The organism is Pseudomonas sp. QS1027 (assembly GCF_002814235.1).
Taxonomy (GTDB): domain Bacteria; phylum Pseudomonadota; class Gammaproteobacteria; order Pseudomonadales; family Pseudomonadaceae; genus Aquipseudomonas.
Window position 1 is genome coordinate 251,187 of sequence record NZ_PHSU01000033.1, and the last position, 23,461, is coordinate 274,647.

Sequence of the window (23,461 nt, forward strand, 5' to 3'; positions counted from 1 at the left end):
TGATTCAGGTATCTCGCGTCAGTCTATCCGTTAACGCACGGGGATAAACGCCTGCTCGTCGTCTGCTTGCGGCTGCGACAGCGACTGCCAGTAACGCTCGCCCGCCGCGTCATCGTACAGGCCTTCCCAACGTGCCACGACCACCACCGCCAGGGCATTGCCGACGATATTCAGCGCGGTGCGGGCCATGTCCATGATGCGGTCCACGCCGGCAATGAACGCCAGGCCTTCGAGGGGAATGCCGACGCTGCCCAAGGTGGCCAGCAGCACCACGAACGACACCCCCGGCACCCCGGCGATGCCCTTGGAGGTCACCATCAGGGTCAGTACCAGGGTGATCTGCTGGCCGAGGGACAGGTCGATTCCGTACAGCTGGGCAATGAACACTGCCGCAATGCTCTGGTACAGGGTCGAGCCGTCGAGGTTGAAGGAGTAACCGGTGGGCACTACAAAACGGCTGATGGCCCGTGGCGCGCCGAAGGCTTCCATCTTTTCGATGATCCGCGGCAGCACGGTTTCCGAACTGGCGGTGGAGAAGCCAAGGATCAACTCGGCCTTGAGGATGCGGATCAGCCTGAACACCGAGAAGCCGCAGATCCGCGCCACCAGCCCGAACACCACCACGCCGAAAAACGCGATGGCGGCGTACACCAGGGTCACCAGGCGCGCCAGTGGCCACAGTGAAGCGAAGCCGAAGTTGGCCACGGTCACCGAAATCAGCGCGAAGACCCCGAGCGGGGCGTAGCGCATGATCATGTGGGTGACCTTGAACATGCTTTGCGAGACGCCTTCCAGCACCGCGACCAGGGGCAGGCGCAGTTCGTCCTTGAGGCTCGACAGGCCGAGGCCGAACATCACCGAGAAAAAGATGATCGGCAGCATGTCGCCGCGTACCAGGGCGGCGAAGATATTCGACGGCACCAGGTTCAACAGGGTGGTGATAAAGGCGTGGTTGGCCTGAACTTCGGTGGTGGTTTTCTCGTATTGGGAGATGTCCGTGGTGCCCAGCAGGCTCATGTCGATGCCATGACCGGGCTGGAACAGGTTCGCCAGGACCAGGCCGACGACGATCGCTACAGTGGTGATGATCTCGAAGTACAGCAAGGTCTTGAAACCGATACGCCCGAGTTTCTTGCCGTCGCCGACCCCGGCGATACCCACGATCAACGAGGAAATCACGATCGGGATGACGATCATCTTGATCAGGCGGATAAACAGATCGCCCGCCGGTTGCAGGAGTGTACCGATCCACCAGGCCTTGTCCGCGCTGGAGTGGTTGAGGAGCGCGCCGACGGCGATGCCCAGCAGCAGACCGATGACGATCTGCCAGGCGAGGCTCAGTTTTGCCTTGTTCATGGTAGGAAGGTTCCCGTTTTTGTTGGAGGTCGATACAGGGGCCGGGGGGCGAACAATGGCTCGCCGGTGGGGCAGCTCGATGTTGAGCCGCAAATCCCCGGGCATGAGCGCCAATCGGGCCGGGCAAGCTCACGATTGGGCCATGTCTGATCCGGACCCGGTTTCGGTGGCTCTGTTAAACTCGGTGGAATTTGAAACGGATTGAGGTGTACCGATGAGCGAACCGATTCGTCTGACCCAGTACAGCCACGGCGCCGGCTGCGGTTGCAAGATCTCGCCCCAGGTGCTGGAAGTCATCCTGGCCGGCAGTGGCGCGCAGAACCTCGACCCGAAACTCTGGGTCGGCAATGCCTCGCGGGACGATGCCGCGGTGTATGCCATTGATGAAGAACGCGGCGTGGTCTCCACCACCGACTTTTTCATGCCGATCGTCGACGATCCCTTCGATTTCGGCCGGATTGCCGCGACCAACGCCATCAGCGACATCTACGCCATGGGCGGCGATCCGATCATGGCCATTGCCATTCTTGGCTGGCCGGTGAACCTGCTGGCCCCGGAAATCGCCCGTGAAGTGATTCGCGGCGGTCGCGCGGTGTGCGATGCGGCGGGTATCCCGTTGGCCGGCGGTCACTCGATCGACGCCCCCGAGCCGATTTTCGGCCTGGCGGTGACCGGTCTGCTGGAAAAGCGCCATATGAAGCGCAACGACACCGCGACGGCCGACTGCAAGCTGTACCTGACCAAACCCCTGGGGATCGGCGTGCTGACCACCGCGGAAAAGAAAGGCAAGTTGCGCAGCGAAGATGTCGGTGTGGCCCGGGACTGGATGTGCACCCTGAACAAACCCGGCAGCCGCTTCGGCAAGCTGGCGGGTGTCACCGCGATGACCGACGTCACCGGTTTCGGCCTGCTCGGCCACCTGGTGGAAATGGCCGATGGCAGTGGTTTGACCGCACGTATCGTGTATGAACAGGTACCGCGCCTGCCTGCTGTCGAGTACTACCTGGACCTGGGCTGCGTACCTGGTGGCACCCTGCGCAATTACGACAGCTATGCCAGCAAGGTCGGTCCTTTGCGCGAGCTGCACAAGCGCGTGCTGTGCGACCCGCAGACCAGCGGTGGGCTGCTGGTGGCGGTCACCGCCGAAGGCGAGGCCGAGTTCCTCGCCGTGGCCGCCGAACTGGGCCTGAATCTTGAGCCCATCGGTCAACTGGTGGAGCGACAGAGCCACGCGGTAGAGGTGTATTGATGTCCCGTGATATCACCGACTACCGCAGTTTGTTTCTCAATGACACACCGATGATGGATACCCGGGCGCCTGTCGAATTCAACAAGGGCGCCTTTCCCGGGGTGGTCAACCTGCCGCTGATGACCGACCTTGAGCGGCAACGGGTGGGCACCTGTTACAAGCAACATGGGCAGCAGGCTGCCATTGTCCTCGGCCATCAACTGGTGGGCGGCGAGGTCAAGGCGGCGCGGCTCCAGGCCTGGGCCGATTTCACCCGCGCCCATCCCGATGGCGTGCTGTATTGCTTCCGGGGCGGGCTGCGCTCGCAGATTGTCCAGCAGTGGCTTCACGATGCGGGGATCGACTTTCCGCGCGTCGGTGGTGGCTATAAAGCGATGCGCAGCTTTTTGATGCAAACGGTTGAGCAGGCCGTGACCCAGGCGGACTTCGTCTTGCTGGGCGGCATGACCGGCACCGGCAAGACCGATGTGATCGTCCAGCTGGAAAACAGCCTGGACCTGGAAGGGCACGCCAACCATCGTGGTTCCAGCTTCGGCAAGCGTGCCACCGGCCAGCCGTCGAATATCGACTTTGAAAACCGTCTGGCCGTGGACCTGCTGAAGAAGCAGGACCGGGGTATCGAGTCCTTTGTGCTGGAGGATGAGAGCCGCATGGTCGGGCGTTGTGCCTTGCCGCTGACGCTGTACCAGGGGATGCAACGGTTTCCCATGGTCTGGCTTGAGGACAGCCTCGAGAGCCGGGTCGAGCGCATCCTGCGTGACTATGTGGTTGAGCTCTGCGCGGAGTTTGTCGCGGTGTATGCCGAACAGGGTTTCCAGTTGTTTGCCGAGCGTCTGCTGGGCAGCCTGGACAACATCCACAAGCGCCTCGGTGGCGAGCGGCATCAGCGGATGAAGGCCTTGATGCAGGCGGCGCTGGAGGAGCAGGAGCGCAGCGGCGCGGTGGAACTGCACCGGGGCTGGATCGAAGGTTTGCTGAACGAATATTACGACCCGATGTACGCCTTCCAGCGTGAAAGCAAAGGCGAGCGGATCGAGTTTGCCGGGGAGCAGGCGGCGGTGCTGGAGTATCTCGGGAACCGCCGCCAGAGGCCTTGAGCTTACAAGACCAGCATGCCCACCAGGCCGCTGACCACGCCCACCAGCATCGTCAACACCGCCACGGTCACCAGCACCTTGGCGTCGAACTCCTTGCGCAGCATCAGCAGCGACGGCAGGCTGATGCTCGGCAGGGTCAGCAGCAGCGCCACTGCCGGCGCGGTGCCCAGGCCCAGGGTCATCATGGTCTGCACGATGGGAATCTCGGCCGCCGTCGGAATCACGAACAAGGTCCCGATAATTGCCAGCGGTACCAGCCACAGCAGGCTGTTGCCCATGGCGCCGTCGACATGGGGAAACAGCCAGACCCGCGCCGCGCCGAGTAGCAGTACTGCCAGGATATAGATCGGGATGGTGGTCCAGAACAGTTGCCACAGGGTCTTGCCCCAGCGCGCCATGAAGCTGTTCTGGTCCGGGCTGCTGGCATCGACCACGGCTTCCACCGCCGCTTCCGGCAAGGTTTCCGGACGCGCCACCCGCTGCGCCACCAGGGAAACCCCCAGCACCAGCACCAGGCCTGCCACCAGGCGGATTGCGGTAAAGCCCCAGCCCAGGACGAAGCCCATGAACACCAGGGTCGCCGGATTGAGCACCGGGTTGGCGATCCAGAACGCCAGTGCCGCGCCCACCGAGACGTTCTGTCGACGCATCCCGGCCGCTACCGGTGCCGCGCAGCACGAACACATCATGCCGGGCAGGGCGAACAGACCGCCGCGCAGGGTCGAGGCGAAACCGGCGCGACCGAACAGGCGCAGCAGCCAGTCGCGGGGAATCAGCACTTGCAACAGCGAGCCGAGGATCACCGCCAGTACCGCGGCTTTCCAGATCGCCAGGAAGTACACCTGGGCATAGGCCAGCGCGGCGGCGACCGGCGAGGCCGGGTTGTCGTTGATGATCGAGGCGCCGATGCTGTGGCTGTCGGCGGCTACGAAGGCCTTGGCGTAGTAGGGCGACCATTTGACGTAATACAGGCCGATGGCGGCGACGGCGAGAAACAGCAGCGGTTTCCACCAGAGCGACCAGCCTCGGGCGGGGGCGGCTTGGGTAAGAGTGGGCATGGGGGGGTATCCGGTGAAAGGGATGATGGATGAATGATAACCCAGCGGCGGGCCTTCGCCAGTCGTTGGGACCCCACGTGTATTGAAGGTTTCGGCCTATCAGAGCGTGGGCGATTTCTTATAGCGTGCCGAGTGTGTACCTCCGTCATTTCAAGTCCGTATGGCGACCTGTTTGATGGCGTATTCCCCAACGACGCGTTGTGTTTTTGCGCAGAGGCGCGGGGTTGAACGGATTGTCTCAGGTCATCGGCGGCAGGCGGCGCTTGATCGGTGTCTTCTTGACGATGGCGGTATTGGTTTCGGCGTGATGATTGAGCCGATCCAGCAGCGTATCGAGCTGCTCCATGTCGCGCACATGCAGGCGGGCGATAAAACAATCGTCGCCGGTGACCTTGTCGCATTCGGTGAACTGGGGAATCGCCTGGATCTGTCGCTCCACTTCCTGCAACTGGCCGGGCAGGGGGCGAATACGCACGATGGCCTGCAACAGGTAGCCGAAGGATTTGGGCTCGACATCGACGGTGTAGCCCTTGATCACGCCGCGCTCTTCCAGTCGGCGCAAGCGTTCCGCAACACTGGGCGAGGACAGTCCGCTGACCTGCGCCAGGGCCTTGAGCGAGCGCCGTGAGTCGCTCATCAGGGCGCTGATCAACAAGTGGTCGATTTCGTCAGTCATGGCTACCTCGTTAGGTCGATCTGTGAAATTGCCTTGATAAGAAAGGCAGAAGCAAAGTCTAGCCTATTTCTGGCGCTGGAGAAGCAGGTGGGAGAATTGGCATACTTTTGCCATCTGCCCAGGGCCTACCTACAGGAACACACTCATGAACACATCACTGCATCGCGGCTCGCTGGAAATGGTCGCGGCCATGTTGATCTCGGGGACCATCGGCTGGTTCGTGCTGGTGTCCGGCCAGCCGGTGCTGGACGTGGTGTTCTGGCGCTGCCTGTTCGGTGCGCTGACCTTGCTGGTGATCTGCGCCGTCATGGGCTTTCTGCGCCCGGGCATCCTGACCCGCACCACCTTCCTGCTGGCGGTGCTCAGCGGCGTGGCGATCGTCGGTAACTGGGTGCTGCTGTTCGCCTCCTATTCCCGTGCCTCGATTGCCATCGGCACGGCGGTCTACAACGTCCAGCCGTTCATGCTGGTGGGCCTGGCGGCGCTGTTTCTCGGTGAAAAGATCACTGCGCAGAAGTTGTTCTGGCTGGGCGTGTCTTTTTTCGGGATGCTGGCGATTGTCAGTGCCCATGGGCAACCGGGAGAGAGCGGTGGCGAGTATCTGCTGGGGATCGGCCTGGCATTGGCGGCGGCGCTGTTGTATGCCATCGCGGCGTTGATCATCAAGCGTCTGAAGGGGACACCGCCGCACCTGATCGCCCTGGTCCAGGTCTGCACCGGGGTACTGTTGCTGGCGCCCTGGGCGCATATTTCGGCGTTTCCCCAGCAGGCAAGTGCCTGGGGTAGCTTGCTGACCCTGGGAGTGGTTCATACCGGTGTGATGTATGTGTTGCTGTATGGCGCGATTCAGAAGTTGCCGACGGCCATGACCGGGGCGCTGTCCTTCATCTACCCGATTGCGGCGATCTTCGTCGACTGGTTCGCTTTCGGCCACCAGTTGGTGCTGGTGCAGTGGGTCGGCGTGATTGCCATTCTGCTGGCGGCGGCGGGTATGCAACAGGGCTGGACGCTGGGTTTCAAGCGGGTGCTTGTGCGCTGACGTCGCAGGAGCAGCCAACCACAAACAACACCGTCCTGTAGGAGCCGGCTTGCTGGCGATGAGGCCAGTAAGCCTTGCATTGATCTTGCGGACGTCATCGCCAGCGAGCCGGCTCCTACAGGTATTGCGTTGGCCGCCGTGCTGAGTCCAGGGTCAAAACGCTTTCTATTGCACCCCGACTCAGACCTCAGACGCCATTGCGATAACGCGCCGCCGGCAGGACCTGCAGGAAGTTCGGCAGCATCGCCAGGCGAGCGGCTTCCAGGGCTTGCCACTGGCCTTCATCGGGCAGCGGTGGAATGGTCACGGTTTCACGGCGATCAAAGCCCACCAGCGCGGCATCCACCAGATCATCGACTTCCATCACCGCCGACAGGTCCTCGATCCGCTTGCCCGAACGTTCCCAGATTTCGGTGCGGGTGGCGGCCGGCAGGACGGCCTGCACATACAGGCCCTTGCCACCGAGTTCGATATTCAGCCCTTGGCTGAAGAACAGCACAAAGGACTTGGTCGCCCCATAGACCGACATCTGCAGTTCCGGCGCCAAGCCCACCACCGACGCGATATTGATGATCGACCCCGCGCCGGCTTGAACCAGGCGTGGCGTGATTGCACTGGTCAAGCGGGCGAGGGCGGTGATGTTGAGGTTGATGACCTGGCTCACCGCATCAGGCGCCTGCTCCAGGAAAGTCCCGGCTCCGGCCATCCCGGCGTTATTGATCAGAATGCCTATCTTGGCGTCGTCGCGAACCCGAGCTTCGATACGGGCCAGATCGCCAGCATCGGTCAGGTCAGCCTGGACCACATCCACCGAAACCCCGGTTTCCTGCCGCAGCCGTTCGGCCACGCTGTCCATGCGGGCCTTGTCCCGAGCCACCAGCACCAGATCGTGACCGCGCTTGGCGAAGCGGTCGGCATAAACGGCACCGATGCCGGTGGAAGCGCCGGTGATCAGAACGGCGGGTTTGACTGTCATGACGGTAGTCCTCAGCGGGTTGATTTATTCATGACCATTGTCATGTTTAACAAATATGATGGCTGTCATGTATACTGTCAAGCCTATCAGCGGAGGTTTTGAATGAAGGTCAGTCGCGAGCAGGTGGCAGAGAACCGGCGCAATATCCTCGAAGCCGCCGGTCGGCTGTTTCGGGCCAAGGGTTATGAGGCGGTCACGGTGTCGGAGGTGATGAAGGCGGCCGGGCTGACCCATGGCGGCTTCTACGGGTATTTCGCCTCGAAGGACGATCTGGTGGCCCAGTCCCTGGCCCATGTGTTTTCGACGGCGGTGCCGGCGGGCGCCGACCTCGCCGGTTATGTCACTCAATATCTGAGTACCGCGCACCTGAAGGACTGTGCCGGTGGCTGTCCGATGGCCGGGTTGGCGTCGGAAACCAGTCGTCAGGCCCCCGAGGCACGGGCGCAGATGACCGGGAGCCTTCGTCGTCAGATCGGGCGTTTGAGCCAGAGCATGCCCGGTGCCTCGGTCGAGGAAAAGCGCCGCGCCGCTACTGGAAGCTGGGCCGCGATGGTTGGCGCCATGGTGCTGGCGCGGGTCAGTGATGATCCGCAGTTGGCCGATGAGGTGCTCAGCGACACGCGCGAGTGGCTACTGGCGCAGGACGTGAAACCCGGGAACTAGAAGCCGTTAGTTGCCGATCACGTACAGGCAGATCGACAGCGTTACCAGCGATCCCAACGTGGAAATCAAGATGGTGCTCGACACCACCGAGGCTTCACGTTTGTAGTACTCCGCCAGCATAAAGGGCCCGGTGCCGGTGGGCAGTGCGCTCAGGAGCAGCGCTGAATTGGCCCACAGCGGCGGCAGATGAAACACCTTGAAGGCCAGGAACCAGGTCAGCAGCGGGTGGGCGATCAGCTTGATCAGCACCAGCATCGTCGCGCCCTGGCGTGGGCCTTGTTGCTTGTGGGCGAGGAACAGCCCGAGGGAAATCAGCGCGCAAGGAATGGTGGCGGCGCCCAGCAGGCTGAGAAATTTCTCGAAGGGGGCCGGCAACGGCGCTCCACCCCAGGCCCAGAGCGCGCCGAGCAAGGGGGAAACCACCAGCGGGTTTTTCGCCAGGGCCAGCAGCACCTTGAAGACGATCCGGTGCACCTGGCGCTCGGTCTGCAAGCCGATTTCGATACACACCAGGGCCAGCCCGAAGAGCACGCAGACCACCAGCAAGGAGGCGATCAACGCCGGCTCCAGGCCATTCTGGCCGAGCACCATCACGCACAGCGGAATCCCGATATAGCCGGTATTGGCGTAGGACGCGCTGAGGGCATCGATGCTCGCATCGGCAAAATGCCCGGCCTTGCGCCAGCGCAGCAACAAGGTCAGGACAAACATCGCCAGGGTACTGAGGGTAAACGCCAGGACAAATCCCGGGTGCCAGATCTGTTCCCAGGTCGCCGTCGCCGTGGCCTTGAACAGCAGCGCCGGCAGGCACAGCCAGACCACCATGCGGTTGATTTCGGAGGCCGCATTAGGTCCCAGGCGATTGGTTCGACGGCAGAGGAAGCCAACCAGAATCAGGGCAAAGATAGGCAGCAGGACGCTTAATACGGAGGACATTATTGAAGCCGAAGCCTTGGTGGTACGCGGGTGGGGAAGGGTAAAGGCGGAGATCGTTAGCTTGCAATCTTTATTCTCGGGGCGAGCGCCTTGACCGTGTGGTGCCAGGGTGAGGCGGCGTTGAAGCGCCGCACACCCTGTGTTGTGGCAACCTAATGCGCTTCCCGATCCAGCAACTGTCGTTTGCGTTCGACGCCCCAGCGATAACCGGACAGGTTGCCGTCGCTGCGCACCACCCGATGACAGGGAATCGCCACGGCCAGGCTGTTGGCACCACAGGCCTGGGCCACGGCGCGGAAGGATTTCGGCGCACCGATCATCTGTGCGATATCGGCATAACTTGCGGTACTGCCTACCGGAATATTGCGCAGTGCCTGCCAGACCCGTTCCTGAAAGGCTGTGCCGCGCAGGTCCAGCGGCAGATCCAGGCCAATGGCCGGTGCTTCGATAAAGCCCACCACCTTGGCGATCAGTTGCTCGAAGTCGGCGTCGCCGCCGATGAAATGCGCCTGTGGGAACTTGTCTTGCAAGTCCTTGGCCAGGGCATCCGGATCATCACCGAGCAGGATCGCGCAGACACCGCGATCACTCTGGGCCACCAGGATTGCCCCCAACGAGCACTCGCCGATGGCGAAACGAATATCGGTGTTGGTGCCTCCGGCGCGGTAGTCACTGGGTTTCATGCCCAGCACGCCATTGGACGATTCGTAGAACCGGCTGCTGGCGTTGAAGCCGGCCTCGTACAATGCCTCGGTGACCGAGCCGCCCCGGGCCAACTGTGCCCGCAGTTTGCCGGCGCGGTGAGCGGTGGCGTAGGCCTTGGGTGTCAGACCGGTGACGGCCTTGAAGACCCGATGAAAGTGAAAAGGACTCAGGCCCAGCTGTTCGGCCAGGGGATTGAGCGAGGGCGGGGTGTCGGACCTTTCAATGAGTTGGCAGGCCCGGGTCACCAGGGCTACATGTTGCTCGTTGATCGACGTCTGGTCGGCGGCCGCACGCCGGCTGGGCCGATAGCCGGCGGCTTCGGCCTGCTCGGGGGTATCGAAGAACTCGACATTTTCCGGGTTGGGCCGACGCGCGCCACTGCTCGGGCGGCAATACACGCCCGTGGTCCTGACGCCGTAGACGAAGTCCCCGTCGGCGCTTGCGTCCCGCGCCAGTACCGCTTGCCAGCGCGGATCATTTTCCACGGGATTGCCTTGGATCGAGGTATTCATGGTGTTCTCCTGTCGGAAGATTCAGTTCTCGCTCAGCTTATGGGCGCTGCGAGACAGGAAAACTCCGAGTCTTGCGGTTGAATTCTACTGCTTGTAAGCGGGATGTCAGGTGGCGTCATGAAAGATGATGCCCAGGGTATGGCGTCGACCCGCATTCACACGGCTGACGCCATGGCGCATATTCACCCGGTAGAAACCCCGCGTGCCGTGTACCGGGCGTTGGGAGACGGCAAAGATCACGGCATCGCCCTGTTTCAGCGGGACCACCTGGGGACGGCTCTGCATACGCGGGCGCTGCTCGGTGAGGACGAATTCGCCGCCGCTGAAGTCCTCACCCGGTTGTGACAGCAGAATGGCGACTTGCAATGGAAACACCTGTTCGCCGTACAGGTCCTGGTGCAGGCAGTTGTAGTCGCCGGCTGCATATTGCAGCAGCAACGGGGTGGGACGTTGCTGGCCGGCGTCATGACAGCGCTGGAGCAGGGCCTGGTGTGTCTCGGGAAACGATCCGGCTATTTGCATGCGCTCGTTCCAGTCATTGGCAATCGTTGCCAGAGGTGGGTAGAGCGTGGTGCGAAGTTGCTGGACCAGTGCAGGGAGCGGGTAGGCGAAGTATTGGTATTCGCCCTGGCCGAAACCGTGGCGGGCCATGACGACCCGGGAGCGAAAAGACGCTTTGTGCGGGTACAGGGCGGCCAGTTCCTGGCATTCTTCGGGGTTGAGGAGATTGGGCAACAGGGCGTTGCCTTGCTGGTCCAGGTCGCGGCGGATCGCCGGCCAATCCAGTGATTGCATTCGGGTGTGCATGAGCTTGCCTCGGGGCTTATCCGGTGAGGCCTGCAGTCTAGAAAGGCCGCTGGTGCTAAACACTCCGACTCTTGCGGTTGAATTGTCCGGGTAGCGGCAGACATGGAACGATGCAGTTTCTTTGGCCGAGAGGGGCTGTGTTTCCCTGGCGTGCTCCCCTAGGATGTCCATTCTGTATCTTTGCCAGGAAACATTGCTCATGTCCGCCGATCATCGTCTTGCCGTGCCCTTGTCCAAAGCCTATCGCCTGCTCAATCACGGTCCTACGGTGCTGGTCAGCGCTGCCCACGATGGCCAGCGCAATATCATGGCGGCCGCCTGGGCCATGCCATTGGATTTCGAGCCGCCGAAGGTCGCCGTGGTGATCGACAAGTCCACCTGGACGCGGCGTCTGCTGGAGGCCTCGGGGACTTTTGTGATCAACGTGCCCTGCGTTGCCCAAGCCGATGTTGTGCAAACCGTCGGTACGACTTCCGGCCTGGAGCTGACCCAGAGTCATAGCCGCGACAAGTTCGATGCCTACGGCCTGGAAACCTTCAAGGCTGAGAAGATCGATGCGCCGATGCTGGAGGGCTGTGTCGCCTGGTTGGAGTGTCGCTTGTTGCCGGAGCCGCACAACCACGAACAGTACGATTTGTTCCTGGCCGAAGTGATTTCAGCCCAGGCTGATTCGCGGGTGTTCAGCGAGGGTCGTTGGCATTTTGAGGGGCATGACGAATTGCGTACCTTGCACCACGTCGCCGGCGGGCATTTCCTGAAAATCGGCGACGCAGTGGATGGTGAGATTCTGCGGCCCTGACTCAGCGGCTGGCCATCAGATGGGCGCCGAACAGCAGGTAGCAAGTCCCGGCGAAACGATCCAGGCCTTTGCGGCAGCGGCTGTAGAAGGCTGACATCCGCGTACTGGCAAACACCAGGGCCACGCTGGAGTACCAGCAGAAGGACAGGCTGCTCATGATCGCGACGGCCATGGCCAGCAGCGGCGCGGACGGGGAGCTGGGCATGGTGGTGGCGAAGATGGTCGCGACGAACAGCGCCGACTTGGGATTGGTCATATTGCCCAGCAGGCCCCGGCTATAAGCCGAGAGCAGGCTGCGTTTGGGTTCGTGAAGCGTAGGTTGCTGGCCGGCGTTGGCGGGTTGTTTACGCAGGAACAGCTTGATGCCGAGATAGATCAGGTAAGCGCCACCGGCGATCTTCAGTACCAGGTACAGCGATGGCGCGGCGGTGAACAGCGACTTGACCCCCAGCCCACCGGCCAGGCCCCAGAGGATGGTGCCCGTGGCGACACCCAGCGCGCAGACCACGCCATGCTTGCGCGAGTTACCGGCGGCGAGTTGGGCGGTGGTGAAGAAATTCGGCCCTGGCGTGACCACGGCAACGGCCCAGAGCAGGGCGAGGGAGATCAGGGGGCCGGCATACATCAGGTTCTGGGTATCCATGGGGTACGTGCCTCAGTGTTGTTCAATCTCTTTGTGCCTGCCCGAAGCGCTCGCGATAAACCGAAGGTGGCAAACCGACCAGGCTGCGAAACGCAACCCGGAAACTTTCGACGGAGCGATAACCGCATTGTTCGGCGATACGATCGCTGCTTTCATTGCCACTTTCCAGTAACTCTCGGGCCCTGGCCAGTCGTTCGTGCTGCAACCAGGCTTTGGGCGTGATGCCGGTTGCCTCGCTGAAGCGTCGCAGGAAGGTTCGCTCGCTCATGGCGGCCTCGCTGGCGAGCTGGCGAACCTCCAGCGGTTCATGCAGGCGCTCCCGGGCCCATTGCATGACCCGTGACAGATCATTGCGTGGCGTACGACCGACCGGCGCCGGAATGAATTGTGCCTGGCCACCGGTGCGCTGAGGCGACATGACCAGTCGCCGGGCCACGGTATTGGCCACCTGGGTGCCGAAGTCACGAGCGACCAGATGCAGGCAGGCATCGATACCGGCCGCGCTGCCGGCCGAGGTGATGACTTGTCCGGCGTCGACATACAACACATCGGGATTCACCTCGATGGCGGGAAAGCGCTGAGCGAGTTCTTCTGTGTAACGCCAGTGGGTGGTTGCCTGTCGACCATTCAACAGGCCGGCTGCAGCCAGTACGAACACCCCTGAACAAATGGAAACGATCCGCGCACCTCGGGCGTGAGCCTGTTGCAAGGCCTCGATAAGTCGCGCAGGAGGTGGCTCGGTACGGCTGCGCCAGCCGGGAACGATGAGGGTTCGGGCGTCTTCAAGTTGTTCCAGCCCTCCGTCGGCCAGCACCTGGATACCGCCCATGGCCCGCATCGGTCCGGGGTCGACGCCGACGATACGGTGCTCATACCAGGGAAAGTCGAACTCGGGGCGCGGCAAACCGAAGATCTCCACGGCGATGCCGAATTCGAAAGTGCAGAGGCCATCGTATGCCAGGATCGCGACCAGGCCGGGAAAGGAAGTCATATGGCGGAAACTTACCAGTAAGTGTCTTGTGCGCCACTGTAGCGATAACGGCGCGCTGGATAAAGTGTTCTCACACCCACTGATTGGAGCATCCACACCATGGCAAGCCTGGTTCGTAGTATCCCTGCCGCCTCTTCGGCGATTGCCCTGAAGCATTTCAGTCACCGCCTGACCCTGGAAACCGACTGTTCCGACGTGCATGCCAGCCAGCAGGGTGGCGAGCTGGATTTCGTGCTGGTGGATGTGCGGGGCGAGTCGGCCTTTGCGCAGGGGCATGTGCCCGGAGCGATCAATATGCCCCATCGGTTGATGACCGCCGAGTACCTGGCGTCATACCCGCGGGACACCTTGTTTGTGGTCTATTGCGCGGGCCCGCATTGCAACGGCGCCCACCGTGCGGCGGTGAAACTGGCTGCGCTCGAGTATCCGGTGAAGGAGATGATGGGCGGGGTGATGGGATGGCTGGATGAAGGCTTCAGTCTGGTGGGTGAGCAGGCACTGCAACGGGAGGGAGGGGTTGCTTGTGCGTGTTGAGATTTTGGTTTGTAGTTGATGTGTGGTCCCGGTGAGCAGTCATCGGGATTTTTGCTGAGGAGTCTTTTCTGGTGCCAAATTAGTTGCAGTTATATTTTTCTTGTTTTTGTGACTGAAAAATAAAATATCATCGATTTTAAATTTCAAGATTTTGGTGTCTCGCGCCATTTCATATAGAAGGCTTCCTGTTCTTCTCGGCTGTTGGTGAGGTCGTTTTCCTCGTAGTCAAAAATGTCTACTAAATCTTTTGGTGAAGACGGTTTTCCTAGTGTCAATTCATACGCTTTTATTCCAAGGGACATTTGTGGTGACATGCTCGATGGGCGAACATTTATTTTTGAGCCCTTACAGAGAAAGGTTATATTTTGATGTTCTTTTCTGATTTTTCCGAGGCACTCATAGAAATCGTCGGCGATGTAAGTTTCTTCAGGGGCGCCATCTATGATGAGCTTCATGGATGTTGTTTTGGTGTCGCATGCTAAAGTTGCAGTCTGCTTTTTATTGTTGATAAGTATTATGATTTTTATGATGTTCAATGTGTTTGGTATTCAATTGGGTAAAAAATGATATGTTTTACTGATGATTCAGCTCTGCGTGGAAATGGTGCTTGCTTGGTTTGCTATTCATTTCATTGAACCTATATTGTCGTCGTGGAAGATTTCAATGAGAGCTGAAAGAGAATTGAATTCTGGCTGGAGGTCCTTCGGGGATTAGTAATAAGCTGAGTCTGGGTCATTTAAATATACTGTCGGGCCGCAGAGTAATGGCCATTTGGTTTTGAATTCGATTAGTGAATGCTCGGATTTTGCTCGTATTAAGTAGTAATCGCTATGGTTTTCTATTGTGAGATATAATTTTTCTGTTGTTGGTATATTTTTTATTGTCAGGTCGGTTGGTGATCCGCAATTTAGTCCTAATCGGCACGTATTGAATTCGGTTTTTTTCCACTTTTCAGGTGGTGTATCTGGTAACTCATCTATATCAAAGCCAAATGTAATTTCTGGTCTGTCATTGTCTATGCGTAATGAATAAAGAGAGATGCTTCCGATTTGTATTTTTGTAGTGAAGACTTTGTTGAAGAATATGCTTCCGTCTAAATCATTCCAGTATTTCATTTTTTATCCTTGAAATTGTAGTGAGGTTTTGTTCCTTCGACTTTCCCTGTTCTGCTGAGGTCGTATGGGCGGACATTCAGATGTGCTTTTTGATCTCCCACCCCATCTGGCGCGCCAAAATTATGCCCCGCAGAGTGGTCTTGGATTATAATTTTAGATCCGTTGGTGCGCGTAAATTCATATTCTCTAGACATTATTGGTTTTCCTTTGTCGTCCAGGATTGGGTTGTTTGCTGAGTCAGTCATTCTTTTGTATTTGTATTGTGCATATTGACCTGTTTCGGGGTCGTATATTTGGTTTGGATGTTGGCTTCTTGGAATTCCAGCATCAGATTTAGCCTCTCGAAAAGCTCCATTCCGAGACACCTCAGGCGGGTCAGGTTCACATTTTTTACCTGTGTCCTGGGTTGTCTTATTCCCCGGACAATTCCGGTTCAACCCCAACGGATCCACCCACCCCGTAGGGTTGGGCGCGTACTGGTAGCTGTTCAGCCCGCCGGCCAGTTTGATCGGGTCGGGGGTGAGGTAGCGGCCGGTTTCGGGATTGTAGTAGCGATGCCGGTTGTAGTGTAAGCCGGTTTCTGTATCGAAATACTGACCCTGGAAACGCAGCGGGTTGTCGATATCCGCGCGGTCGAGGTGGGCTACCCGGCCATAGGCGTAGTAGCGCGCCGCCCAGCGGATATTGCCGGCTTCGTCCGTCAGCTCCTGCGGTGTGCCCAGGTGGTCGAGTTGGTAATGAAAGGCTTCGACCTGTTCCGGTCCCTCGCCATTGAGCAGGGCCAGGGGCCGGAAACTGTCCGGTTCGTACAGGTAGCTGCGGTAATGCGCCGGGCCGCTTTCGGCAATCAGCCGGTCGCCTTGCCAGAGGTATTCGGTGGTCAGTCCTGCGCAGGTCTTGGCAATACGGCGGCCAAAGGCGTCGTAGCGGTAGCTGACCGTGCCGCCATCCGGCAGGCTGACGCCGGTCAGTCGGTGCTGGCAGTCATAGCTGTACTCGGTAACGAGTTGTGGCTCGGTTCCGTTGCGTTCACGGATCAGATTGCCAAAGGCGTCGTAGTCGAAATGGCTATGACCACGGAACAGCAGGCGGTTGCCGCGGGTGCGCGCCATGCGCGGACTGTCGCCCAGCAGGTTGCCGGCAGGGTCGTGAACGAAACGTTCGCAGGGATCGCCACGGACTTCGTTCAGTCGATCCAGCGGGTCGTACTGGTAACGGCGCAGGCCGTGGCGGCTGTCGTCGATGCTTGCCAGGTTGCCGTTGGCTTCATAGGCGTAGAAACGCTGGTAACACCCGCTATTGTCCTGGCTGAGGCTGTGTTTCAGCAGCCGACCTTGTTCGTCGTAACGGTAATGACTGAGCAACTGACCCTGTTGGCGCAGACGCTCGCGACCGGCCTCGAAGCGGTGGCGGGTCAGGTGCCGGCCGTTGAGGTCGACCCCGATCAATCGACCACCCGGCAGGTAGCGATAGTCGATCAGGTTGCCGTCCGGCAAACGGCAGTGAATCAACTGCCCTACGGCATCGTAGCGATAACGCTGGGTGGCCCAGCCCTGGTGTTCGCTGGTCAGGCGGTCCTGGCTGTCGTAGCCGTAGGTCAGCGGCCAGTGCCCGTCATCGACGCTGACCAGACGGCCCAGCCCATCGTAGTGATAGTGGATCTTCTGGCCATCGGCGAGGCTCTTGAGCCGCAAGCGTCCAGCACTGTCGCGTTGGTAGCCGGTGACGAGCTCGCTGCCATCGTCACCGAACTCCTTTTTCTCCAGCAGATGGCCGTTGAGGTCGTAGGCGTAGGCTGTACGTCGTCCATCGAAGCCGGTTTCCTCGCGGATCAGGCCGTTGGGGTAATGGTCGAGGCGGTAATGCTCGCCACGTTCGTTCTCGATTTCGCTGAGCAGCAGCCGGGCGTTGTCGTAGCGATAGCGCAGCTGACTGCCATCGGGGTTGAAGCGACGACTGACCTGGTGCAAGTCATCCGCGTATTCATAACGGGTCACCCGCCCCAGTTCATCGGTTTCGGCGGTGATCTTGCCGTAGGCGTTGTAGCTGAAGCGGCGCTTGGCCCCTCCAGGCATTTCAACCTGGGTCAGGCGGCCAATGGCGTCCCACGTGTAGCGGGTGACGGCCCCGTCCGCTGCCTGTCGGCTGGTTTGCCGACCTTGTTCGTCGTAGCCGTACTTCAGCAAGCTGCCGTCGGGCAGGCGTTCTTCCAAGAGATGCCCGAGTCGATCCCAGGTGAGACTGTGCCGGCTGCCATCCGGGTGACGGATCTCGTTCAGCAGACCCCGGCGGTCATACTCATACTCGGTGACCTGTCCGGAGGGATCGGTCTTGCGGGTGATATCGCCCTGAGCGTTATGGGCATACTTCCAATTCGCCTCGCCGCGTTGCACGCGACACAAATGACCGTTGTGATACTCGTAGAAGGTCGGTTCGTCTTCCGGCGGAATAACGGCCAGCAGCCGGCCGGCTTCGTTGTAGCGATACTCGGTAATGGCGCCCAGGGCATCCGTTTCAGCAATCAGCCGGCCTTGGGCGTCATAGGCCTTGTGTTGCTCCGCGCCATCGGCATCGACCTTGCGGATCAGCCGCGCCCGCTCATCATGGACAAAGACTTCTTCGCTACCGTCGATATGCCGGGCGGTGACGCTGCCGTTGTCGTCCCAGGTGTAGCGGCTGTCCATCTGCGCAAAGCTGGCCCAGTGGCGTACGCAGCGGGCCCGCTTGCCCACGCCTTGCCATTCCCAGTAGAACGCGGCACCGCCGGCCAGCTGGCGCTCACGAATGACGTGATGTTCGTCATAGGCGTAGCGCTCGCACTCGTCGACGGCGTTGGCGGCTTCGATCAGGCGGCCCTGGTCGTCGTAGCGATAGCTGACCAGCGTGCGCAAGGTCTGCCAGCCCTCGGCGAGATAAGCGCCGGCCTGTTCCTGCTGGTACTCGACCGCGACGATACGGCTACGGTCGTAACGCAACAGCAGGGCACGTCCGAGGCCGTTGTCCAGGCGCTGGATGCGACCCTCGATGTCATGGCTGATGCTCAGTCGATTGCCATATCGGTCGCTGAGGGAAAACAGCCGGGCGCCGTACCGGTCGTACTTGAAGTGATAGAACCAGGGCGTGCTACCGGCCTGGGTCAGGATCAGTTCATCGGGCGTATCGCCCAGGTAGATCGCCGCTTCGCTCAGGCTGTTGTGAATGGCCGGCCGTTGGGTAGTGGGGCGAGGGAAGCTGATGGAGCGGTTTTCCTGGTCGGTCCAGATGACGTCGTCACCGTCGAACCTCAGGCTATGGGCCAACCCATGGCTCCAGCCCGGGCCGAGGCCCTGGCGGGTTTCCACGGCGCTGGTGCGATACAGCCGGCTCCAGGAAAACGGCAAAGGGCCGTCCAGTTCGCCATCGACCAGGGTCAGCAGTTCTTCGCCGGTGACCATCGACACCGGGCAACCCTGGGTCTGGGTCTTGTCCGCACGCTCGGCGCCCTGGCCGTTGGGGTTGCCGGCCTGTCGCGGAACGTCGTCGAGGTGTTCGCTCTGGCGCAGCGTGGCGTTCTTGCGTCCATCCCAGCGCATCTGCAGGACGCCCTGTTTCTGCGCACCTGCCACGCCCCGGGCTGCCACGGCCTTGTAACGACCGACATAGCCCATGAAACCATCGAGCAGGCTGAACAGGCCCTGGATAAACCGGGTACCGGCTGCCACCATCTGGCTGCCGTATTTCTTCAGGCGCAGGGCCAGGTAGGCAACGCCGGCGCCCGCCGCCGCGACCGTAAGCACCAACCCCAGAAGCAGGTCGATCAGCACGCTCACCAAGGTGCTCGCCACAACATGCGCGGTGTCCCCCGCAAGCTGGCTCGGCGGCAGCGACGCCAGCCAGATCGCGGCGGTGCGCAACAGCAGAAAGAGCGCGGCTTCGTCGCTGGCCAGCAACAGGGCCTTTTCCATCACGGCCGGGGCCCGTCGCGCGAGGTCGGCCAACTCCTGGGCGCCGCTGCCCAGGCGATCAACATAGGCGAGAGGATCCTTGAGGATGTCGAGTACCAGCTCGATCCCTTCCCAGACCCCCTTGATCGCTTCCCAACTGCCGCTGGCCAGACCTTCACCGACAGCTAGCAGCGCTGTCGAGGTGGTCTGTGACGACCATTGCGGTTTGAAGCCGCTCCACTCGCGGCGCAACCAGGTTTCCAGATCCCGGGTCAGGTCCGCATAGGCGGCGAACAGGGCGTCGACCTGCTCGGATGTGACGCCGCCTTGTACCCGCACCCGATAGAACTGACCCGGCCGGCCCTGAAAGCTGCCCTTGCCCTGGGCGTCGAGCAGGATCGGGGTCGCAGGACCACCGTCGACGGGAATGACGTCGACCAGCAGGTCACCCAGTGGAATCTCATGGACCGACTCGAACAGACTCTCGATATTCAGCACGCCGCTGGCCGGGCACTGCGCAACGTTGGACAGAAAGTCGCGGTCCTGGAGGCCGACGACCTTGCGGCTGTCGCCGAAGCGGATGACCCGGTCCATGCCCAGCAATGACGGCAAGTCCGCGGCATGGCTGACCTGATCCAGTGCTTGGGCGTACCAGCTACGGGTCTGCTCGCGATAGAGCGTCAGACTGTCCTTGAAATCGTCGAGTTGTGTTTCGATGTAGTCGATGCGATTCATAGGTTGGCCTCCCTGGTCAGAAACTCCCCGACCGCCAGTTCCCGGGAGAGATAGGCGAGCAGGGCGTCCTGCCGGCTCGGGTCGGGCGCCGAACGCTCCAGGAAACGGGCGATCTTGTGCCGCAGGTGCGGGATGGGCACGGCGTCATACAGTGCGGGGTGGTCTTCGCTCAGCCACTGCAGGCTGTTGTCGATCAGGGTTTCGGGACTCGCCCCTGAAAGGTGTTCCAGTAGCGCTGGCGGAACTTCCCACCAGGGATAAGTCTTCGCTTCGCGCTTGACCGAGGAGGCGAGCGTTCGCGCCTGGCCATTGATGAGATAGCGACTCAAACCCGGTAGTAGATCGCCGGCCTCGGCGCCGAGAAAGTCGAGGGTCGGCAACCATTGGCGACCGTCCCAGAAACGAAAGAACACCGGGTTGCCCGTCGGCAGCTTCACCTGGGTCAGTCCACGCAGGTGCGCCACGAGCTGTTCCGGGGTGTTCGACGACACCGCAAGCCAACCCCAATCCCGGCAGTCGCTGTCGGCGATCCAGGACAGAAACGGGCTTTGTGCCGTGAGTTCGAGGACATAAGGCATCACCTCAAACCAATCGGCATAAGGTGTGTCCCTCCAGACCGGCAGGGGCGCCAGCAGGTTGCCGATCTTGCGCAAGGCGGCCAGCGGCTTGGCCTCGCTGGCGTCGCTGAGTACCAGGTAGAGGCGTTCGTGAGGGGCAAGCGGGACCTGGGCCAGCCAGCGCTCGGGTGTCAGGAGGTCAGAGCTCACAGACACCTGCCTTGCACTTTTCGCACTCTTCGCAGAACGCCGCGCCACGCAGCAGGGTGGTCAGTTGTGCCATGGACAAAGGCGCTGCCGGGAGAGGATGGGCAATGGCCTGGAGCAGACCGGGCAGCAGGGTGGCAACCCGAGTGCCGACACCCGGCACCGCCCCAGCATCGGCATCCGGTTCCGGGCTCAAGGTGATGCCGCTGCCATCGATCCTGATAAAGCTGCCGCCGACCTTGAGGGTCAGTTCGCTGCCGGCCTCGATCACCACTCGGGCGCCGCTTTTGAGGTGGATCTCCTCGGCAGCCTGGAGCAGGTAGCCGTGGCCGAGCCGGACATGTCGGCTCTGGCCGATATTCAGGTGATCGTCGGCGCGTATCTCGGTCTTGCGATCGGCCGAGGTGGTGCGATGTTCGTCGGCCTTGAGTTCGCGGTAGCTGTTGGCGGTCACACGGTCATGGCGCTCATGACCGACCTGGATGAACTGGTCGTGTTCGACCACCTGTTGCCAGTCACGCTGGGCGTGCAGGTAGATCTGCTCCTGGCCCTTGCGATCTTCGATGCGCAGCTCGTTGAAGCCACCGCCGCCGGGTGAACTGAGGGTCTTGAAGACGCTGCGGGTCTTGTGGGCGGGAAGCTCGTAGGGCGGCCGGTTGCGAGCATGGTGCAGGCAGCCGGTAATCAGCGGCTGATCCGGGTCACTCTCGAGAAAGCTCACCAGCACTTCCATGCCGACTCGGGGGATGCTCACGGCGCCATGGCCGTTTCCCGCCCAGGCCGAGGCAACCCTCAGCCAGCCACTGCTGGAGTCGTCGCGGGGCGCCGACCGATCCCAGTGGAACTGCACCTTGATCCGGCCATGGGCATCGCAATGGATGTCTTCGCCCGGAGGACCCGTGACCACGGCGGTCTGGCTGCCATCGATACGTGGTTTCAGGTGGCTCAAGGCGGGGCGAAAAGGCGTATCGCCGGGCAGTGCACGGAAGCTGTTTCGATAGCCCTGCCGGAAACCGTCAGGCGTGTCGGCGGTGGCGGCGAGCTCTTCCAGGACTTGCGGTTGCCGGCCTTCGTGGTTGATTTCGGTCAACAGCCAGAGGGCGTTCCAGGCGGTGTGCGGGTGCTCGTCGAGTGTCAGCAGGTGGCCGCTCGACAGGGCCGGAATATCGCTTTGGCCCTGGGCCTGGCGAAAGGTGCAGCGGTGCCGCTCAAGGGCTCGTTGCGCCCGTTGTTTGCCGTGCTGCGGATCGATGCCGAGCGTTGGGAAGGCGTAGTCCTCCAGGTCTGGCAACTGTTCGCCACGGCTGCTCTGTTCAAGGGCGCGGCCGGGGTTCTCGAAGTCGTAATCCCGCCGTGCGACGCCGCTGCTGCGGGTTTCCAGGCGGACGCTGAAGCGCTTGATGACCGTGGTCGGCGCCGCCAGGCCGCTGTCTGTTTGATAACGCCGAGGCGTTTGTGTGGGGAAGAACGCCTGGTCGTCGCCGAACACCAGGGTGTGGCTGTCGGGGGCATGCTGGAAGTGGAAATGCAGGCCTTCTTCTTCGCACAGACGCTGGATGAAGTGCAGGTCGGACTCCCGGTACTGCACGCAATATTCCCGCGCCGGATAGTGGCCACTGAGGTGGAAGCGGTAGTGGTTGCTGAACAGGCCGTGGTCATTGAGCACCTGCGCGATGATTTGCGGGGTGCTGAGGTGCTGGAAGATGCGCTGGTTGATACGGTGTTCGAGGTCGGCGAGGCGTGGGCGCAGGCTGACCTGGTAATGTGCCAGGCGTTTGCCCCGTGCTCCCTGGGCGACGCGATGGAACTGTCCGTGGATACCCGCACCCGAGGTGCAGAGTCTGAGAAAGGCTTGCTTGTGCAGCAGGTTTTGCAGATCGAGATCGCGCTCGCCAACCAACTCCAGATCGAAGCTGAAGGGCTGGTTCAGGGCTTCGCGACCGGTGAAGGCGGCGACCTGCAATGGATGCTCGAAGTCCTCGACTGTCAGGCTGAAGCGAGGTTGATTGGCCGGCGCTGGCATGGATTCCTCCTTGGAAAACCCTTCGGCGTGAAATCAGGGCCGTACGAAACCTTCGCCAATGCCGAAGCCGCAGCGCGCCAAAAGGTTTGAGGGTACGGTGGACGGCGCCGTCGGCGAGGCCGAACGACGCCAAAGGGCAATCAGATCACCGGGGCTCGCCAGTCATCGGAGGCGGAGGTGCCTGCAACTTCGTGGGTCCAGGTGATCTTGCGGTAGCTGAAGAACACGTCCTCCAGATGGGTGAAGTGGGCATGGTCAGGGTCCTGGCAGTTGGGCATGCGCGATTTCACGTCGACGACGATGGCGTCCTCCAGCTCGATGGTGAAGTAGTGCTCCTGGGTGCCGGAGGAGGAGGTGCGGTACCACTCCAGACGGCATTTGGTCAGCTTTTCCCCGCTGGTCAGGGCGCTGAAAATCAGCGGCGAGGATTTGTCGAAGACCTTGCTGATCATCAGCGGCTGGTGCACACGCTGGCCGGTCGGTTGCCCTGACTGCGGGTCGCGGGGGATGGTGACATCGTGGGCGAAACCCTGGACCAGGATCTGGTCTTCATGACCTTCCTGGTAGATGTTTCCGACCGAGTCCTGGGTAAAAGTGCCGGCAGTGATCAGGCCTTGCTTGGTGCCTTGCAAGGTCAGGTAGGCAGGTGTTGGCATGGATGAATTCCTTGTCCGAAGAGGTGCTGTTTGCCATCAAGGGAAACTCGATGGGTTCGCAGGTCTACAGATCAAGAGTTGTGCCTGTTCTTTGATTATTGTTTTAAAACAGTCAGTTATTTCTGTTTTCTCGAAATTTTCTAGATTTAAAGGGCGTTTCTTCAGGAAAAGTGCGCAAGGTGTTGCGCAGGCATGAGCAGGAAA

The 23,461-nt window shown here is 60.9% G+C and carries 22 protein-coding genes; 7 read left to right on the plus strand and 15 right to left on the minus strand.

Annotated features, from left to right (window positions below):
* Nucleotides 1-30 precede the first annotated feature (30 nt).
* Entirely contained in the window at nucleotides 31-1,356 is a 1,326-nt protein-coding gene (gene gltP, locus CWE01_RS28040) for a glutamate/aspartate:proton symporter GltP (protein ID WP_100943807.1), read from the minus strand.
* A 214-nt stretch (nucleotides 1,357-1,570) separates the two neighbouring features.
* Between gltP and selD the strand changes: the two genes are divergently transcribed.
* Together selD and mnmH are read left to right on the plus strand one after the other, a co-directional pair.
* Nucleotides 1,571-2,605 carry a selenide, water dikinase SelD gene (gene selD / locus CWE01_RS28045; RefSeq protein WP_100943808.1) on the plus strand — a complete coding sequence of 345 codons (1,035 nt, stop codon included), beginning with the start codon at nucleotides 1,571-1,573 and terminating at the stop codon, nucleotides 2,603-2,605.
* Complete coding sequence (gene mnmH, locus CWE01_RS28050) at nucleotides 2,605-3,702, plus strand: tRNA 2-selenouridine(34) synthase MnmH (RefSeq protein WP_100943809.1); 1,098 nt, start codon at nucleotides 2,605-2,607, stop codon at nucleotides 3,700-3,702. Before selD ends, mnmH begins: the two co-directional genes overlap by 1 nt.
* 2 nt (nucleotides 3,703-3,704) lie before the next feature.
* On the opposite strand, the gene CWE01_RS28055 is transcribed toward mnmH, so the two are convergent.
* On the minus strand, nucleotides 3,705-4,760 hold the full coding sequence (locus CWE01_RS28055) for a permease (RefSeq protein ID WP_100943810.1): 1,056 nt from the start codon (nucleotides 4,758-4,760) through the stop codon (nucleotides 3,705-3,707).
* Between the two features lie 238 nt (nucleotides 4,761-4,998).
* Nucleotides 4,999-5,436, minus strand: a complete 438-nt coding sequence (locus tag CWE01_RS28060; protein ID WP_100943811.1) for an Lrp/AsnC family transcriptional regulator — start codon at nucleotides 5,434-5,436, stop codon at nucleotides 4,999-5,001.
* Between the two features lie 145 nt (nucleotides 5,437-5,581).
* On the opposite strand from CWE01_RS28060, the gene CWE01_RS28065 reads away from it, so the two are divergent.
* A complete protein-coding gene (locus CWE01_RS28065) occupies nucleotides 5,582-6,475 on the plus strand; it encodes a DMT family transporter (RefSeq protein ID WP_100943812.1) in 894 nt (297 codons plus the stop codon).
* Nucleotides 6,476-6,662: 187 nt separating this feature from the next.
* Here CWE01_RS28065 and CWE01_RS28070 read toward each other — a convergent pair whose 3' ends face one another.
* Nucleotides 6,663-7,451, minus strand: coding sequence for an SDR family oxidoreductase (locus CWE01_RS28070; RefSeq protein WP_100943813.1), 789 nt, complete (start codon nucleotides 7,449-7,451; stop codon nucleotides 6,663-6,665).
* 102 nt (nucleotides 7,452-7,553) lie between these two features.
* Between CWE01_RS28070 and CWE01_RS28075 the strand changes: the two genes are divergently transcribed.
* Entirely contained in the window at nucleotides 7,554-8,114 is a 561-nt protein-coding gene (locus CWE01_RS28075; RefSeq protein WP_100943814.1) for a TetR/AcrR family transcriptional regulator, read from the plus strand.
* Between the two features lie 6 nt (nucleotides 8,115-8,120).
* On the opposite strand, the gene CWE01_RS28080 is transcribed toward CWE01_RS28075, so the two are convergent.
* The 3 genes from CWE01_RS28080 to CWE01_RS28090 all read right to left on the minus strand — a co-directional run bounded on the left by CWE01_RS28080 (nucleotide 8,121) and on the right by CWE01_RS28090 (nucleotide 11,074).
* Complete coding sequence (locus CWE01_RS28080) at nucleotides 8,121-9,050, minus strand: AEC family transporter (protein WP_100943815.1); 930 nt, start codon at nucleotides 9,048-9,050, stop codon at nucleotides 8,121-8,123.
* 152 nt (nucleotides 9,051-9,202) lie between these two features.
* Nucleotides 9,203-10,267: a bifunctional DNA-binding transcriptional regulator/O6-methylguanine-DNA methyltransferase Ada gene (ada, locus tag CWE01_RS28085; RefSeq protein WP_100943816.1), complete on the minus strand. Its 1,065-nt coding sequence runs from the start codon at nucleotides 10,265-10,267 to the stop codon at nucleotides 9,203-9,205.
* A 105-nt stretch (nucleotides 10,268-10,372) separates the two neighbouring features.
* Entirely contained in the window at nucleotides 10,373-11,074 is a 702-nt protein-coding gene (locus CWE01_RS28090; RefSeq protein WP_100943817.1) for a 2OG-Fe(II) oxygenase, read from the minus strand.
* Between the two features lie 199 nt (nucleotides 11,075-11,273).
* Here CWE01_RS28090 and CWE01_RS28095 point away from each other — a divergent pair, with 199 nt between their 5' ends.
* On the plus strand, nucleotides 11,274-11,873 hold the full coding sequence (locus CWE01_RS28095) for a flavin reductase family protein (protein ID WP_100943818.1): 600 nt from the start codon (nucleotides 11,274-11,276) through the stop codon (nucleotides 11,871-11,873).
* Between the two features lies 1 nt (nucleotide 11,874).
* Here the strand turns inward: CWE01_RS28095 and CWE01_RS28100 are convergent, their stop codons facing one another.
* Nucleotides 11,875-12,516, minus strand: a complete 642-nt coding sequence (locus tag CWE01_RS28100; protein ID WP_100943819.1) for a LysE family translocator — start codon at nucleotides 12,514-12,516, stop codon at nucleotides 11,875-11,877.
* 22 nt (nucleotides 12,517-12,538) lie between these two features.
* Nucleotides 12,539-13,507, minus strand: coding sequence for a transcriptional regulator FtrA (gene ftrA, locus CWE01_RS28105; RefSeq protein WP_100943820.1), 969 nt, complete (start codon nucleotides 13,505-13,507; stop codon nucleotides 12,539-12,541).
* A 99-nt stretch (nucleotides 13,508-13,606) separates the two neighbouring features.
* Here ftrA and CWE01_RS28110 point away from each other — a divergent pair, with 99 nt between their 5' ends.
* Nucleotides 13,607-14,041 (plus strand): rhodanese-like domain-containing protein, encoded by a 435-nt coding sequence (locus tag CWE01_RS28110; protein ID WP_100943821.1) that lies wholly within the window; start codon nucleotides 13,607-13,609, stop codon nucleotides 14,039-14,041.
* 143 nt (nucleotides 14,042-14,184) lie between these two features.
* On the opposite strand, the gene CWE01_RS28115 is transcribed toward CWE01_RS28110, so the two are convergent.
* From CWE01_RS28115 to CWE01_RS28140, 6 genes are all read right to left on the minus strand, one after another.
* Nucleotides 14,185-14,496, minus strand: coding sequence for a hypothetical protein (locus tag CWE01_RS28115; RefSeq protein WP_256579427.1), 312 nt, complete (start codon nucleotides 14,494-14,496; stop codon nucleotides 14,185-14,187).
* 255 nt (nucleotides 14,497-14,751) lie between these two features.
* Complete coding sequence (locus CWE01_RS28120; RefSeq protein WP_100943823.1) at nucleotides 14,752-15,156, minus strand: Imm50 family immunity protein; 405 nt, start codon at nucleotides 15,154-15,156, stop codon at nucleotides 14,752-14,754.
* Nucleotides 15,153-19,814: an RHS repeat-associated core domain-containing protein gene (locus CWE01_RS28125; protein ID WP_100943824.1), complete on the minus strand. Its 4,662-nt coding sequence runs from the start codon at nucleotides 19,812-19,814 to the stop codon at nucleotides 15,153-15,155. Before CWE01_RS28125 ends, CWE01_RS28120 begins: the two co-directional genes overlap by 4 nt.
* On the minus strand, nucleotides 19,811-20,581 hold the full coding sequence (locus CWE01_RS28130; protein ID WP_100943825.1) for a DUF4123 domain-containing protein: 771 nt from the start codon (nucleotides 20,579-20,581) through the stop codon (nucleotides 19,811-19,813). Before CWE01_RS28130 ends, CWE01_RS28125 begins: the two co-directional genes overlap by 4 nt.
* Nucleotides 20,571-22,601, minus strand: coding sequence for a type VI secretion system tip protein TssI/VgrG (gene tssI / locus CWE01_RS28135; RefSeq protein ID WP_100943826.1), 2,031 nt, complete (start codon nucleotides 22,599-22,601; stop codon nucleotides 20,571-20,573). Before tssI ends, CWE01_RS28130 begins: the two co-directional genes overlap by 11 nt.
* Before the next feature lie 140 nt (nucleotides 22,602-22,741).
* The gene (locus CWE01_RS28140) at nucleotides 22,742-23,257 is read right to left on the minus strand and encodes an Hcp family type VI secretion system effector (RefSeq protein ID WP_100943827.1); all 516 of its coding nucleotides are present in this window, start codon (nucleotides 23,255-23,257) and stop codon (nucleotides 22,742-22,744) included.
* On the opposite strand from CWE01_RS28140, the gene CWE01_RS33415 reads away from it, so the two are divergent.
* Entirely contained in the window at nucleotides 23,256-23,453 is a 198-nt protein-coding gene (locus tag CWE01_RS33415; RefSeq protein ID WP_157815289.1) for a hypothetical protein, read from the plus strand. The two genes, CWE01_RS28140 and CWE01_RS33415, sit on opposite strands and share 2 nt — an antisense overlap.
* Nucleotides 23,454-23,461 lie beyond the last annotated feature (8 nt).